Here is a 14,635-nt window from a genome sequence, read left to right as displayed (position 1 = left end):
AATTACGCTTATAATAAGCAAATTAGAGGACAAATCAAATAAAAGATTGCTATTTTCACTCAAATTAGCATAGGATAAGCAAAATCTTTTTGTTTCTTCATTATTTTAGGAGTTTTGCATGAAACTAACCAAAATGGCATTGGCTTTGAGTACATTATTTATCAGTTCTATGAGTGTGGCCGGCACATTAAGTTCATCATCTATGGTTGAAATTTTAGCTTTTGATGGTCAGAGAGTTAAATCGGGGACAAGCTCCGTTCAAATGAATGAAAATCAAACACACCAAGTTGTGGTTGAAGTTGCAGGCATTGTGGAAGGAGATTATTTCAACTCGGATAAACTTATTTTAACCTTCCAAGGTAGTGCGGAAAATGCAAAGTTAGAGCCACCAAGATTACAGTCGAAATTAGATCTACGTAAATTCACTGAAAATCAAACGGTGTCAATTAAAACAGATTCAGGCAAAGTGATCTCTCACAAGCAAGATTTCTTAAAAGGTGAAGGTTTTTTAGGCTCAACCCGTGTGGAAGAAAATTTATCTAAATATAATTTAGGTAAGCATCCGGCCTCGGTAGAAAAGCTTGCTAATGCTGCTTTAGAGGCGAAAGGACAAATGCTTGTAGATACGAAAAATGTATCGCAAGAACAGTTACAGGTGCTATTCCAAAAGGCAGATAAAGAAACTCAAAAACGTTTCTTGGATTGGGCGAAGAAAAACGCGAAATAATATAGCTTTTAACCTAACAAGCGGTCATTTTTGGTAAATTTTTTGCAAAAATGACCGCTTGTTATTTCTCTACATTACCAACAATAGTGGCAATAACGCCAGCCGCCATATCCATACATCCATTCTCTTTGATAATTCCAACGCATTTGCTCTAGCTCTTCTTGTGCGATGTAATTTTGCCAAGCTATTTTGTAGCAGGCTTGGAATATTGGGTCATTGACTTTTTCGCTATAACGTTTCTTGAAGATCTTTTCTTCTTTTTCCGTTTGGCTAAGTGGTGGATTAAATTGCTGATGCATAAGCTCGGCAGTCTCAGCATCACATTGTTGAGCTAATTTGACTTGTAAGTCTTGTTCTGCTCGAACCTGTTTGGCTCGGCGCTCAGCTTGCTGCTCCGGAGTTAAAGCACAAGCTGTTAACATTAATGATAATGAAAGGGTTAAACCTAATTTAAACATTTTCATTTTCAAGCCCTCTATATTTATTTGATTAGATTGTTTATTCAGCGTTCTCTTGCTCGCTTTCTTCCAGCTCATCAGCCATAGCACTGAGTGCATCGCGGGTTAATTGAGCGAGTGCTTTATAAAATCCGATGTCAAAAGCTTCTACTTTCCCTAAAAATTGGCTAGCTGATGGTAGTAAGAACTGTTCGAATAATTGTTTTTGTGCCTGTGTAGAGTCAATATTATCTTCAATCCAAGAGGCTGTTAATAGTAATAAGGCAATATGATCTGGATTCTCAAGTTCAGGTATTGCCCGATCTTGACGGAATTGAATAAAATCGTCAGCCGATAATCCATAGGCGGAAATTTTTGTAGCAATAGAGCCTGACAGTACAAAAAGTGCTTGATAGCTTGACTCTAATTGCGTAGGGTTAGATGCGAACTTTTGCAAAGTGGAAAGTGCATTTTCACTTTGAGCATCAGTACTAAGTGCCCAATGTTGTTGTAAGCCACCTTTTGCAATCCAGTTGAAGGTACCTGCTAAAATCGGGTCGGTTGGACTACGATAGAATAAGTTGCCGAATAAACGGCAGAGTAATGAAAAATCGTTAATGCTTGTTTCGCTCATAATAAATAATTGTGTAAGTATAAGATATAACTAGTAGTATAGCAGAAATAAAAATAAGAGAGGATAAAATGAAATATATTGGTGCCCATGTTAGTGCTTCCGGCGGTGTTGAGAATGCTGTATTGCGTTCAGTAGAAATAGGAGCAAATGCCTTTGCTTTGTTTACAAAAAATCAACGGCAATGGCAAGCGCCTGCTTTAAAAGCAGATACAATTGAAAAATTTAAGCGATTTTGTCAGGTACATCATTTTAGTGCCGAGCAAATTTTACCGCATGATAGCTATTTAATTAATTTGGGTAATCCGGAGGCGGAAGCTTTGGCTAAGTCGCGTGAAGCATTTATTGATGAAATGACAAGAGCGAATCAGCTAGGTCTGAAATTACTAAATTTCCATCCAGGTGCACATTTGAAAAAAATTTCGGAAGAAGATTGTTTATCTCGAATTGCGGAGTCGATTAATATAGCCGTAGAAAAAGTGCCTAATGTGATTGCAGTTATTGAAAATACGGCAGGTCAAGGCTCTAATTTAGGCTGGCATTTTGATCACTTAGCGAAGATTATCGAGCAAGTGGAAGAAAAAAGTCGAGTTGGAGTTTGCTTAGATACCTGCCATTTATATTCTGCTGGCTATGATATTAGCTCCTGTGAAAGCAGTGAGGCTGTTTTTAAAGATTTTGAGCAAACAATTGGTTTTAATTATTTAAAAGGGATGCATTTAAACGGCTCAAAGACTCCGTTGGGTAGCCGAGTTGACCGTCATCATACTTTAAGAGAAGGTACAATTGGCACAGAAGTATTTGAGTTTATTATGCAAAATGCAAATTTTGATCGCATTCCACTTATTTTAGAGACAATTTCGCCTGAAATTTGGGCAGAGGAGATAAAATTTCTTCGCACATTGGAACTAAAATAGGTTATACTGGTCTGAGTTGTGGGTCTGGAGAAATCCAGACCATTGTTTTATTTATTTTTGATCTTTGAGAAGATCTTCACTAAGGAATTAACCGCTGTAATTGTTCTGGCGAGACGAGATATAAATTATGAAAAAAAATCTTTTTGCAACGACCTTTAAACCTTTATTGATTACTTCTATTTTGGCAGTTTTGGGAGGATATTCCTCTATTGCAGCCGCAAGTTTAAGTTCTAAACCTGCAACACCAAACCAAATTATCGCAAGTAAAGCAGAAAGATTATCTAAATCTTCCGTCTCTTTAACTAATCGTCCGACTATTTCAGTTAATTCTAATTTTAGCCGCATTCATAGTGTTTACCATAATTGGGCTGGAACTCGTTATAGAATGGGAGGCACAACTAAAGCCGGTATTGATTGTTCGGCATTTGTGCGTGAAGTAATGGACAAGGCTTTCAACAAAGATATGCCTCGTTCAACCGCAGAACAACGCTATGTCGGCCGTTCTATTTCAAAATCAGATCTTCGTCCGGGAGATTTAGTCTTCTTCCGCAAAAATAATCATGTTGGCGTTTATATTGGTAACGGTAAATTTGTTCACGCAAGTTCAAGCCGTGGTGTTACTACGAGTTCATTATCAGAAAGTTACTGGTCAAGAACTTACACGCAATCTCGCCGAGTCATTTAATTATTTTTTAGATTAAAGGACACTCTTATTTATAAAAGTGTCCTTTATCGCTTTTTTATTATCATCTTCATTAGGCCACACGTTGTTTTGCTTGAGTGAATGCTCCACGTGTACGCATTTGGTGTACGACATTCATAATTACACCAGAAACTTCAATTTCATCCCAATTTTTAATGCGTAGGTTTGGCTCACTGACATCTAATGAGAATAAAATTTTTTCTTTAATTCCATAAGTATTTTCGATTTCGTTAAAAAATTGGTAGAACTTATATTCTCCATTTTTTTCAATAACCAGTAGATCATTAACTAAGTATTGATTAGTGTTTTCAACAATTAATAAGTCATCCAGCTCAATTCCCCAAGCGAGTAGATTAGGGTTTTTAACATGAATAAAGAATGTTTCTGTTGGGCGTTTAATACAAAGTGAATTTAAATCCAATTTAACAGAGCGGTTACTGTTAAAATCACGATAAAGTGGAATAGGTTGGTGTGATACTGTTTTAGCACTAATGTGTGTAACTGAAGCCATGGTAAAATCCTCAATCTGTGTTTTTATACAGGTTATTTTACTGGGTAAAATACCAGTGTCAATAGTTTGAGCAAAATTTTTTGTAAATTTAACCAGTATTTTGACCGCTTATAGGTAATTAGAGGGAATAAAAAAGCACCACTAGGGTGCTTCTTATTGTTAAAAGCTGATATTATAAGCTTTCTGTAAATGTACGAGTAATAACATCACGTTGTTGCTCTGGGGTCAATGAGTTAAAACGAACTGCATAACCAGAAACACGGATAGTTAATTGAGGATATTTCTCTGGGTTTTTGATTGCATCTTCCAATGTTTCACGGCGTAAGACATTTACGTTTAAGTGCTGACCACCTTCAACTTTGATAGTTGGTGCAACATTAACCGGTACTTCACGATACGCAATTTGACCTAAGTCACTGATTGCAACAATTTGATCTTCTTGGTAACCTGCTTTAGCAGCTAGGCAGCGAGCTTCGTTTTTAGCTTCATCTAATAACCAGAATGAATTCAATAAGTTGCTGTTTGCTGACTCAGTGATTTGTACACCTTTGATCATTTTAATTTCTCCTAATAAATAGCAGTTAAAGTGAAAATTACAAAAAAATTTTAAATATTCAAATTTATTTGAAGCTATTTTACCCTTTTTGAGATAAAAAGCGATAAAAATTTAACCAAATTTGAAGATAAATATATTGATTGATTAAAAAGTAGTCATTTGGGTGTTGTTATGAAAACTTGGACAGAAGCTTTAGGCGAAGAAAAACAAAAAAGTTATTTTCAGCATATTTTGCAATATGTGCATAATGAACGGTTAGCAGGTAAGGTCATTTACCCGCCTCAAAATGAGGTGTTTAGTGCTTTTGCTTTGACAGAATTTAGCGAGGTGAAAGTAGTTATTCTTGGACAAGATCCTTACCATGGGCCGAATCAAGCACATGGTTTGGCTTTTTCTGTAAAACCGCCGATTGCTCCTCCTCCTTCTTTGCTTAATATGTATAAAGAACTATCTGATGATATTGAAGGATTTCAAATTCCTCAACATGGTTATCTAGTTGATTGGGCAAAACAAGGAGTGTTTATGTTGAATACGGTATTAACAGTTGAACAAAGCAGAGCTAACTCTCATGCTCAAATTGGTTGGGAAATTTTTACAGATAAAGTGATCGCACAGTTAAATACTTACCGTGAAAATTTAGTTTTCTTGCTTTGGGGAAGTCATGCTCAGAGAAAAGGGCAGTTTATTGATCGTAACCGTCACTTGGTTCTGACTTCTCCTCATCCATCACCACTTTCTGCTTATCGTGGATTTTTTGGATGTAAGCATTTTTCAAAAACCAATAGATATTTGCTTTCGAAAGGAATAGCTCCGATTAATTGGCAATTACGGCTAGAAATAGATTATTAATAACAGTATTGCATAATATTTACGTAAAAGACCAATCTAATAAAAGATCGGTCTTTTATGTAAGAGAAATAAATTTGTCTAGATTATTATGTGTATATTAATTAGAACATTAAATTTATTTTTTCTTTAATATCATCGAGCAATTGGTAACGTTTCTTATACATAGAACGTTTTTTGCTTGGTATGATATTTAGTGGTTTTCTCTCAATATTATTATTCAATAACCAATAATCATTTTTTATAAGAATAGCATTATTCTCTTGCCAAAAAATATCGTAATTGAATAATAATCTGGAATGGTCATTCCAACGGTATTTTGCTTGTTTTTTATGAGGGATTCCAAGTAATTCTAAATTAAATTTCTCAGCAATTAATTTAAATATATAAATCAGCATAAACATAGGGCGAATACCATATAATTGTTTAGTAGCTGATTTTATAAGATCCTGTGCAGATTTACTGTTAGGTCCTTGTATTGAGGAAATTAGAATTTTATTTGCTTCTAATAAGGTAAAAGAAGCATCGTAGATATGCTCTTTTTGATTATTTCTAATATTTAATGAAAAGAAACCTTCTAGGGGATCGATTTGATTAATGCTAAGATATAAATTCAGTTCATCACTTAATTTGGCAATACAAATCTCTTGCTGTGTTACAAGCTGATTGCAAAAATTTATTCTGAATAAATTTTCAAAACGTGTAAAGTTTTCTTTGATAGCTTTTAATCTTTGTTTTTTATTAAAAGTTTTATCACAGTAAGTATCTAAAAGTGTATTAACCCGATATAAGTTTTGATTAAATAATTTTGCCCATAAAGGCGAATTGTTTAAGTAATTTGTCAATTGAATACATTGGGTTGAACACCATACCTTACGGAAGCTATAACGAAAATATTCTCTTAGTAGCTTAGATGGTCTTTTTTCATTTGGGAACGTTTCAGTAAATTTGGGGAAATGAAAGAACTTCTTCATAAGATTGTTTGAATGTAAATACTATAATTAGAGTTAAATAAAAAGGATATAGGCACAAGCAAAGCAAGCTTGTGCCGCTTTTTTAGGTTTGGAATAATTAGTTAGAAAGTTAAGCCGATATTGGTTTTCCAACCAAAAGCATTCGTTGATTTTATGCGATCATAATCAACATTCGCAGAAATGAACCAATTTTTATATTGGAACTGCATACCGGCTTCAAGATTTAAAGCATGATTGCGTTTTTGTGTCGCATAGCTTTGTAATGGGTAGCCATTGAGTTGGCTGGTAATTTTACTTTCTTTTCCTTTTACTCGATGTAAGTAGTTCAAACCAACATAAGGTGAAATGCTGCCTTGCTCAAATTTAACGGTGTATTTTAATTTCACACTCGGTGTGAGATTAATATCGTTATAGCGAAGAGCTGCGGTATTTGTTGCAAGTTCGCCTTTTTCATTGAGGGCTTTCATTCTAGTTTGAATGAACTGAACTCCTAGGCTAGGTTCAATTATCCAAGTTTGAGGCATAAATTGATAACCTACACGAATTTCCCCACCCATATGATGCCCTTTGTTTTGAGCCTGACCGAGCTGAGATTTTTTGTACCAACGGCGTTGGTTATATTTCTGCTGCCCAAATTGTAGCGCTAACTCACTAAACCAATGATCAGCTAAAGGATAACGTAATCCAATATTTAAGCTTGTTTGTTTTAGGTCTGCATGAGCAAAATCTTTGTCCATATGATGATTTTTTCGCATTAATGTCGCACTCAATAATGCTTTATCATTTAGCTTATGGGTCAAACTAAGAGCAGATGAACTCTGCTTAATTGCCACTTTAGAATGTTTTTGGCCACTATGCTCAAGCCAAACTGATGTTTTTTGTGGTGAATAAGCTGCTGTAAATAAATGATGCTGAATATGATTAAGCTGTTTTGCATTTTGGTGACGCAATAATGCTAAAGCATCAGCATAAATATGATTAGAAACCGCATAATGTAGCTGGCCTAGTTTCTTTTGCTCTAATGCAGATTGTAGCCAGTTATTATATACCCCTTGACGATATGCAAGTGAGCTTGTTCTGAGCTGATTTAATAAGCTCAATCCGGACTTGGCATTATCGTTGGCATTAGGATCGGTAAAGGCTTTATTTGAATTTACTTTCGCAATAATTTCAGATTGTTTGAAATAGAGATCTTGCATTAAGCCTCTATTGGTTAAATTTTTATTATCAATTAGTTTTGTGAACCCACCTTGATAGCTCGCTTTATCATGAAGTTTTACAACAGTAGCTGAAATACTGCCTTGCTTACTATTTTCCGTTAATTTATCAGATATTTTTAACGAGCCATTTAACTGAATAATTGCTTTATCTTTACCAATTAAACCATTGTTATCCAATAGGGTTAATTGGCTATTTTCAGCTGCAATATAATTTTTCTCAATTTCGGTCTGATTTACCCCTAGATGGGCATTATTTTGGACCAGTTTGGTTTGCGTAATACCACTTAAATTGAGTCTACCTTGTTCAATGTTAATTTGGGCAATATTATTTTTACCAGCTAAATCTAATGATTTTTCACCTCTCTTAGTAAACTTAAATTTACTTGAGAAATCGTTTTTCCAGCGATCATCTTGTGTCACATTAACTATTTCATCATTTAAAAATTGACTTGGTCCATTAATTGCTTTAGCTAAGTTAATCACTCCCCAGCCGTATTTATCATCAACACCTTTTTCACCGAGATCGGTTGCAGTGGTTAATAAAGTATCACGAATTTGTGTTGGAGCTAGATAGTTAAAACGTTCTTTTAAGATAGCTAAGGCTCCCGTAACTACAGGCGCAGCGAGGGATGTTCCTTCTTCTTTACCAAAATTATATTGTGGTTTAAGGTTCTTATCTGGAACTGCATTGAGGACCGCAAGATTTCCGGGAGCGGCAACGCACCAATTTTTACTCACACCACAATGGTTAGAGTATTCAGTGAGATCATTTTTATTATCTACAGCTACAACTGATAGGTAGTGTTTTTCCAGCTCAGGTAGGTAACGAGGTAACATTGCCATCACACCAACTTGCTTTTTACTCTCATTTCCTGCTGCAAAGACCAGTAACGTATTTTTCTTTTTGGCATTTAAGACAGCTTGAAGTAGTGAGTTTTGTTTATCTGTTGAGAGAGAATGATAAAATTTATCGAAATCTGCAATATTATCGCTGATAGGATCAAGATTCCAACTATTATTAATGGCGAATAGATTTCGTTCGACAAGCTTATTTAAAGCTGTAGCCCATTCTAAGCGTTCAAATGAAAGCTTTTTATCTTTAGCTAGTAATAAATCAGCTTTAGCAAGCTCATCAAAATTAGGTTTTTGGTTTTCTTTCTCTTCTTGTTCCTCGCCTTGATTCTCTGCTTTCTGAGCTTCAGCAATTAATTCAGCTAAGCTTCGGTTTGCGGTATTTGTTGCGATATGGATTTCTGCATCTTTAGCGACACCACCTTTAAAGCCGTTTTCTTTAGAAGCTTTCGCTGAAATGACACCAGATACCCCTAAGCCATGAGTTTCAAATAGAGCTGCTAGTGCTTTTTTTCCATTCTCCTGTTCAACGGGCTTTACTTCAAATTGCAAGTAACTCGGATCATAGGTGAGTACTTTTCCATCCGGTGAAGTTAATTTAAAATTAGATGGGTGAAGTTTTGATGAATGCAGAGGATGCTGAACAACAAACCCGCCATCTAATACACCTAATTTTACTCCCTTACCACTATATTTAGAGCTGATCTCATCCGAAAGCTTAATGGTTGAATGAGGCGACTCTAAAGAGTTTGCGTAGGCTAAGCTGGTAGATAAGAAAGTAGAAATGGCCATTGCAATACAGCTTTTATTAAAATAATATTTTTTTTCAAGCATTGTTTTTCTCCTTATAAAAAAAGTGGAATTATACCTATGATGTTTATTATTGCAAATAGTTCTCATCTTTTTTGATTTACCTCAAATTTTTTATGGATAATTAAATTTACATTGAGAGTTTAGATAGTGATAGAAAATAATTTAAGCTAGTTGATATAAGAGAGACGAGACAAGCGGTAAGATTTGCAAAAAATATTGCAAATCTTACCGCTTGTACCCTATAGAAATGTTAATTTATTGCAGAAATGGCATTCAAAATCCGCTTATCGGAAATCGGATATTTGGTGCCGAGCTGTTGGGCGAACAGGCTGACGCGCAGTTCTTCGATCATATAGCGAATTTCCAGCACTTCATCCGGCACGGCTTTGGATTTTGGCAGTTTGGCGAGGAGCTGTTTATACGCCTCTTGCACGGCCTCCACCCGCAACATTTTGGCACGGTCGGCGTTGCTATCCACCACCAATTTATCCAAACGGCGTTCAATTGCCGTCAAATAGCGGTGTAAATCGGGCAGTCTAGTGTAGCCAGTTTTGGTCACAAAATCAGGGTAAATCAGTCCTTCGATTTGAGCCTTAATATCTGAGAGGGCAAATGCCATGGTAAAGTCCATTTTTCCTTTCATACGCTTGTTTATTTCAAAGGCAAGTGTAAGGCATTTTTCAACCTGTAACGCTATCTCTGCGGTTGTATCATTTAGGTTTGCACGCACAAATTCGTGTAACCCTTGGAACTTTTCCTCATTCCAAACAAAGCCACCGAACTCTTCCACTAATTTATCTACTGCACATGCGATACAATCATCAATTAAGTCTAATACTTTGCCAAACGGGGCGAAATAAAGCCCTAGTTTTGCTTTATTCGGCAATTTTTCATGTAGATATTTAATCGGTGAAGGTACATTTAAAAGCAACAAACGGCGTAAGCCGGCTTGCATTGCTCGAGCTTGTTCGAACTCGGTTTCAAACAATTTAATGCCTACAGACTCTTTTTCATCTACAATCGCCGGGTAGGCTTTAACACTAAAATGCTGTTTTTTCTGCTCGTAAAACTTTGGTAGCTCGGCAAAGCTCCAAACGTGAATTCCGCTTTGCTCAATACCATCATCGGCAATATTTGATAACGTATTTTGAACCTGATCTTTTAATGAAAATTTTAACTCGTCTAAGTTTTCACTTTCGGCAATTTTTTTACCTTTCTCATCAATTACACAGAAAGTCATTCTCAAATGTGCAGGCAGTTGGGTAATATCCCAAAGCTCAGCTTCCACTGTTACTCCGGTCATTCTTCTTAATTCGTAAGTTAAGCTTTCAAGTAACGGTTTGGTAAACGGCTCGGCTTTCGCTAAAAATGCCTCTGCATAGTTTGGTGCTGGCACAAAATTTCGGCGAGTGGCTTTGGGAAGTGATTTAATCAATGAAACCACTAATTCGTGTCGTAAGCCGGGAATTTGCCAATCAAAGCCCTCCGGTTCAACTTGATTTAATAAAGGCAATGGAATATGTACTGTTACCCCATCGTGATCTTTGCCGATTTCAAATTGATAGCTTAATTTCAGCTTGAGTTGCCCTTGGTGCCAGAAGTTCGGGAAGTCTAATTCACTCACTTTATTGGCATCTTCGTTGATCAGGAAGGATTTTTCAAAGTTCAGTAATTCAGGATCTTGCTTGCTCGCTTGTTTCCACCAACTGTCAAAATGTTTGCTTGACACAACTTCTGTGCCGACACGTTGGTCGTAGAAATCAAACAGCACCTGCTCGTCCACCAAAATATCACGACGGCGGGATTTATGTTCTAAGTCCTCAACTTCCTTGATCAAGCGGTTATTTTCTTTGAAAAATTTGTAATTATTGTGCCAATCGCCTTCCACCATTGCCGAGCGGATAAAAATCTCCCGACAGGTTTCAGGATCGATCGCCCCATAATTCACCGGACGATTTGTTACAATCGGCAAACCGTAGAGTGAGACTTTTTCATAAGCAATCACAGAGCCTTTGGATTTCGACCAGTGCGGCTCGCTGTAACTATTCTTTACTAAATGTTGGGCCAAAGGTTCAATCCATTCAGGTTCGATTTTGGCAACTGTTCTTGCCCATAGCTTTGTCGTTTCAACTAGCTCAGAAGCGATAATCCATTTCGGCTGCTTTTTAAACAGTATCGAATTAGGGAAAATAAAAAACTGGGTGTTTCTTGCTCCTAAATAGTGCATTTTTTCATTGTCTTTCAGCCCAATATGTGAAAGTAAACCTGTCAGCAAAGCGGTGTGGATTTGCTGATAGTTTGCCTCTAGGCTATTAATCGGCAAGCCCATTTCACGCACAGCAAGGCGAAGTTGGTGATAAATATCTTGCCACTCACGCACTCGCAGATAATTCAAGTAATCCTTTTGGCAGAGTTTACGGAACTGGTTTTTTGTCAGCTCTTTTTGTTGCGTTTGGATAAACTGCCACAGATTCACAAATGCCAAGAAATCCGAATCTTTATCGGCAAAACGGCGGTGTTTGTCATCAGCTGATTGCTGTTTTTCTTGCGGGCGTTCTCTTGGGTCTTGAATCGAAAGGGCAGACACAATCATCATTACTTCGTGCAAACTCCCGTTTTTGGCGGCTTCAATGACCATTCGACCTAAACGTGGGTCGATAGGCAGTTGAGCAAGTTGTTTGCCGATTTGGGTTAATTCACGCACCTCGCCATATTTGGTTTTTTTGTGATGAAATGCCTGTAGTTCTTCCAATAATCGAATACCGTCTTGCACTTGGCGTATGTCTGGAGAATCCACAAATGGGAAGTTGGCAATATCAGACAACCCAAGCGATGCCATTTGCAAAATCACAGAGGCAAGATTAGTCCGCAGAATTTCCGGATCGGTAAATTGTGGGCGATTGTTAAAATCTTCCTCAGAGTAGAGGCGAATACAAATACCATCGGAAATACGCCCACATCGTCCTTTTCGCTGATTTGCCGAGGCTTGTGAAATCGGCTCAATCGGCAAACGTTGCACTTTGGTGCGGTAGCTATAACGAGAAATGCGTGCCGTGCCTGTGTCGATCACATATTTGATATTCGGGATCGTGAGCGAGGTTTCCGCCACGTTGGTTGCCAAAATAATGCGGTTTAGCCCACCACTTGGCTGGAAAATCCGCTGCTGTTCCGCCGCCGACAAGCGGGCGTAAAGCGGCAAAATTTCGCAATGGCGAAGCTCCCGTTTTTGTAGGGTTTCGGCAGTATCTCGGATCTCCCGCTCGCCGTTCATAAAGATCAGAATATCGCCACGCCCTTCGGCTTGAAGTTCATCAACGGCATTTAAAATCCCTTGCAGTTGATCCTGATCGTCCTCTTCCACAATCGGGCGGTAACGCACTTCCACAGGGAACGTCCGTCCTGAAACTTCAATAATTGGGGCGTTGTTGAAATGTTTGGAGAAGCGTTCCACATCAATGGTTGCCGAGGTGATGATCACTTTCAGATCGGGGCGTTTATGCAGAATTTGTTTGAGGTAACCCAAGATAAAATCGTTGTTGAGCGAGCGTTCGTGGGCTTCGTCAATAATCAACGTGTCGTACTGGTTGAGATAGCGGTCGTGCTGAATTTCGGCGAGCAAAATCCCGTCCGTCATCAGCTTGACGAGGCTGTTTTCGCCGACTTGATCGTTAAAACGAACCTTGTAACCAACTGTGTCGCCGAGTTCCGATTTCAGCTCTTCGGCGATGCGGGTGGCAACTGAGCGAGCGGCAATTCGGCGGGGCTGGGTATGGCCAATCAAGCCTTTTACCCCACGCCCGAGCTCCAAACACATTTTCGGCAATTGGGTGGTTTTGCCCGAACCGGTTTCGCCTGCGATTACCACCACCTGATTTTCGGCAATCAGTTTTAAAATCTCTTCACGGCGAGCGGAAACAGGCAGATCAGGGTAGTTAATTTTCAGGCTTTGAGCGTGCTGTTGGCGACTGAAAAAGCGTGCCTGACAAGCGGTCAAGTCTTGCGAAATTTCTGCCAAAACCGACCGCTTGTTTGCCTCGTTTTTGATATTTTCGGCACCTTTTAGACGAGAAAGCAAACGGCGATAGTCGCTTGTGGTGATGTTTTCGAGTTTGACAAGCGGTTGATTTTTCTGATTTTTGTGCAATTCAGCCATTATGATTTCCCTATCACTAACGATAAAATCCCAGCGGCAATCAGCGGCCCGACCGGTACACCTTTCAAAAATGCCACGCCGATGACGGTGCCAATCAGCAAGCCCGTCACCAAAATCGGCTGCCCGCCCATTAAGCCGACGCCACGCCCACCGAGCCACGCCACAATCACACCAGCAACAATGGCAAGAGCCATTTTCCAGTTGAGAAATTGGGCTACTTCGGGGATTGCTATCCGCCCTGAAACCAGTGGTGCCAGCACACCAATGGTTAAAATAATGATCCCGATTTTTAAGCCGTATTGATCGACAAACGGAAGATATTTGGAGAGGACTGTCTGCTGCATAATCAGCAGCACGGCGGCCGAAATGGTGACCGCACTGTTTTGGCTGACTAAGCCAAGTACAATCAGTACCACCAGCAATAAAGCAACGGAATTCAGTTGTAGTGTCATAGTATTAAAACGTAAAACCCCTTACTTCGAGGAAGTAAGGGAGAGAGGGATATCATGCTAAAATTGAATATTAAGCGGCAACCATCACCATTGCAGGGCGAATTACACGGCCTTGTAAAGTGTAGCCTTTTTGCAGTACGGCACTGATATGATTAGCCTCAATGCCTTCTGCCGGTTGCATTGAAATAGCTTCGTGTAATTCTGGATTAAAGGCTTCACCTACCTCACCAATTGAAACAACACCAAATTTAGCTAGGGTGTTGATAAATTCTTTGTGGGTCATTTCCACTCCATCAACTAAGGCTTGAGTAGTTTCATCGGTTACGGCTTTGTCTAAGGCATCTAAGCCACGTTCTAAATTATCCACTACGGTTAATAATTCTTTTGAGAATTTTTCTAAGGCGAATTTATGCGCTTTTTCGACATCTTGCTCGGCGCGACGGCGAATGTTTTGAATTTCTGCTTGCGCACGGAGTTGGATATCTTGTTCACGCTTATCAGCTTCAAGAATGTAAGCTTCCAGCTCGGCAATTTTGTCTTGAGCGACAGCTAATGGATCAATCTCGATTTTTTCTTGTTCTTCTGTTACTGCTTCCATTTGAATTTCTTCATTTTTAATTTCTTCTTGAACATTTTCGTTTGTTGTCATTTTTAACCTCTAGCTCTAAAAATATTAAATCCGGAAAGGATAAATCTTCCTTAATATAGCGATAAATCAGGGGATTTCAAGTTTTGAGAAGAAATTTTAATGAAAAATGACCTTTTCAATAAGAAAAGGCTTGCAAAATCTAGGGGGTAGCTTACAATTTCCCAGTCTTTTTAATGCCCTTAGGCAAGGCTATA

The 14,635-nt window shown here is 38.3% G+C and carries 13 protein-coding genes; 4 read left to right on the top strand and 9 right to left on the bottom strand.

Features of this window, described 5'->3' with window-relative positions; translation table 11 throughout:
- The first annotated feature begins 118 nt into the window (after positions 1-118).
- The gene (locus tag A4G16_RS05690; RefSeq protein WP_165889073.1) at positions 119-727 is read left to right on the top strand and encodes a DUF2057 family protein; all 609 of its coding nucleotides are present in this window, start codon (positions 119-121) and stop codon (positions 725-727) included.
- A 74-nt stretch (positions 728-801) separates the two neighbouring features.
- Here the strand turns inward: A4G16_RS05690 and A4G16_RS05685 are convergent, their stop codons facing one another.
- Positions 802-1,191 carry a hypothetical protein gene (locus A4G16_RS05685; RefSeq protein ID WP_165889072.1) on the bottom strand — a complete coding sequence of 130 codons (390 nt, stop codon included), beginning with the start codon at positions 1,189-1,191 and terminating at the stop codon, positions 802-804.
- A gap of 34 nt (positions 1,192-1,225) precedes the next feature.
- Positions 1,226-1,798 carry a TorD/DmsD family molecular chaperone gene (locus tag A4G16_RS05680; RefSeq protein WP_165889071.1) on the bottom strand — a complete coding sequence of 191 codons (573 nt, stop codon included), beginning with the start codon at positions 1,796-1,798 and terminating at the stop codon, positions 1,226-1,228.
- Between the two features lie 68 nt (positions 1,799-1,866).
- Between A4G16_RS05680 and nfo the strand changes: the two genes are divergently transcribed.
- Together nfo and A4G16_RS05670 are read left to right on the top strand one after the other, a co-directional pair.
- Positions 1,867-2,712 (top strand): deoxyribonuclease IV, encoded by an 846-nt coding sequence (nfo, locus tag A4G16_RS05675; RefSeq protein ID WP_165889070.1) that lies wholly within the window; start codon positions 1,867-1,869, stop codon positions 2,710-2,712.
- 127 nt (positions 2,713-2,839) lie between these two features.
- A complete protein-coding gene (locus tag A4G16_RS05670; protein WP_165889069.1) occupies positions 2,840-3,397 on the top strand; it encodes an NlpC/P60 family protein in 558 nt (185 codons plus the stop codon).
- Between the two features lie 70 nt (positions 3,398-3,467).
- Here the strand turns inward: A4G16_RS05670 and A4G16_RS05665 are convergent, their stop codons facing one another.
- On the bottom strand, positions 3,468-3,926 hold the full coding sequence (locus A4G16_RS05665; protein WP_165889068.1) for a LexA family protein: 459 nt from the start codon (positions 3,924-3,926) through the stop codon (positions 3,468-3,470).
- A 172-nt stretch (positions 3,927-4,098) separates the two neighbouring features.
- Positions 4,099-4,482, bottom strand: coding sequence for an autonomous glycyl radical cofactor GrcA (grcA, locus tag A4G16_RS05660; RefSeq protein WP_027074339.1), 384 nt, complete (start codon positions 4,480-4,482; stop codon positions 4,099-4,101).
- A gap of 171 nt (positions 4,483-4,653) precedes the next feature.
- Between grcA and ung the strand changes: the two genes are divergently transcribed.
- Positions 4,654-5,331, top strand: coding sequence for a uracil-DNA glycosylase (gene ung, locus A4G16_RS05655; RefSeq protein WP_115590449.1), 678 nt, complete (start codon positions 4,654-4,656; stop codon positions 5,329-5,331).
- 101 nt (positions 5,332-5,432) lie between these two features.
- Here the strand turns inward: ung and A4G16_RS05650 are convergent, their stop codons facing one another.
- From A4G16_RS05650 to grpE, 5 genes are all read right to left on the bottom strand, one after another.
- A complete protein-coding gene (locus A4G16_RS05650) occupies positions 5,433-6,302 on the bottom strand; it encodes a VirK/YbjX family protein (RefSeq protein WP_165889067.1) in 870 nt (289 codons plus the stop codon).
- Positions 6,303-6,403: 101 nt separating this feature from the next.
- Positions 6,404-9,208: a S8 family serine peptidase gene (locus tag A4G16_RS05645; protein ID WP_165889066.1), complete on the bottom strand. Its 2,805-nt coding sequence runs from the start codon at positions 9,206-9,208 to the stop codon at positions 6,404-6,406.
- Between the two features lie 229 nt (positions 9,209-9,437).
- A complete protein-coding gene (hrpA, locus tag A4G16_RS05640) occupies positions 9,438-13,340 on the bottom strand; it encodes an ATP-dependent RNA helicase HrpA (protein WP_165889065.1) in 3,903 nt (1,300 codons plus the stop codon).
- Positions 13,340-13,792, bottom strand: a complete 453-nt coding sequence (locus tag A4G16_RS05635) for a DUF441 domain-containing protein (RefSeq protein ID WP_165889064.1) — start codon at positions 13,790-13,792, stop codon at positions 13,340-13,342. Before A4G16_RS05635 ends, hrpA begins: the two co-directional genes overlap by 1 nt.
- 70 nt (positions 13,793-13,862) lie before the next feature.
- Positions 13,863-14,441 (bottom strand): nucleotide exchange factor GrpE, encoded by a 579-nt coding sequence (grpE, locus tag A4G16_RS05630; RefSeq protein ID WP_165889063.1) that lies wholly within the window; start codon positions 14,439-14,441, stop codon positions 13,863-13,865.
- Positions 14,442-14,635: the final 194 nt, after the last annotated feature.

Origin of the sequence: Mannheimia granulomatis (assembly GCF_011455695.1) — a bacterium.
GTDB classification, from domain to species: domain Bacteria; phylum Pseudomonadota; class Gammaproteobacteria; order Enterobacterales; family Pasteurellaceae; genus Mannheimia; species Mannheimia granulomatis_A.
Note: the sequence above shows the minus strand (reverse complement) of the source record. Positions and strands in the feature narration are given on the sequence as shown.

Bases quoted from the DNA above. Each gene is read 5' to 3' on its own strand.
- A4G16_RS05690 (WP_165889073.1), top strand. From the start codon at position 119: ATGAAACTAACCAAAATGGCATTGGCTTTGAGTACATTATTTATCAGT.
- A4G16_RS05685 (WP_165889072.1), bottom strand. From the start codon at position 1,191: ATGAAAATGTTTAAATTAGGTTTAACCCTTTCATTATCATTAATGTTA.
- A4G16_RS05680 (WP_165889071.1), bottom strand. From the start codon at position 1,798: ATGAGCGAAACAAGCATTAACGATTTTTCATTACTCTGCCGTTTATTC.
- nfo (WP_165889070.1), top strand. From the start codon at position 1,867: ATGAAATATATTGGTGCCCATGTTAGTGCTTCCGGCGGTGTTGAGAAT.
- A4G16_RS05670 (WP_165889069.1), top strand. From the start codon at position 2,840: ATGAAAAAAAATCTTTTTGCAACGACCTTTAAACCTTTATTGATTACT.
- A4G16_RS05665 (WP_165889068.1), bottom strand. From the start codon at position 3,926: ATGGCTTCAGTTACACACATTAGTGCTAAAACAGTATCACACCAACCT.
- grcA (WP_027074339.1), bottom strand. From the start codon at position 4,482: ATGATCAAAGGTGTACAAATCACTGAGTCAGCAAACAGCAACTTATTG.
- ung (WP_115590449.1), top strand. From the start codon at position 4,654: ATGAAAACTTGGACAGAAGCTTTAGGCGAAGAAAAACAAAAAAGTTAT.
- A4G16_RS05650 (WP_165889067.1), bottom strand. From the start codon at position 6,302: ATGAAGAAGTTCTTTCATTTCCCCAAATTTACTGAAACGTTCCCAAAT.
- A4G16_RS05645 (WP_165889066.1), bottom strand. From the start codon at position 9,208: ATGCTTGAAAAAAAATATTATTTTAATAAAAGCTGTATTGCAATGGCC.
- hrpA (WP_165889065.1), bottom strand. From the start codon at position 13,340: ATGGCTGAATTGCACAAAAATCAGAAAAATCAACCGCTTGTCAAACTC.
- A4G16_RS05635 (WP_165889064.1), bottom strand. From the start codon at position 13,792: ATGACACTACAACTGAATTCCGTTGCTTTATTGCTGGTGGTACTGATT.
- grpE (WP_165889063.1), bottom strand. From the start codon at position 14,441: ATGACAACAAACGAAAATGTTCAAGAAGAAATTAAAAATGAAGAAATT.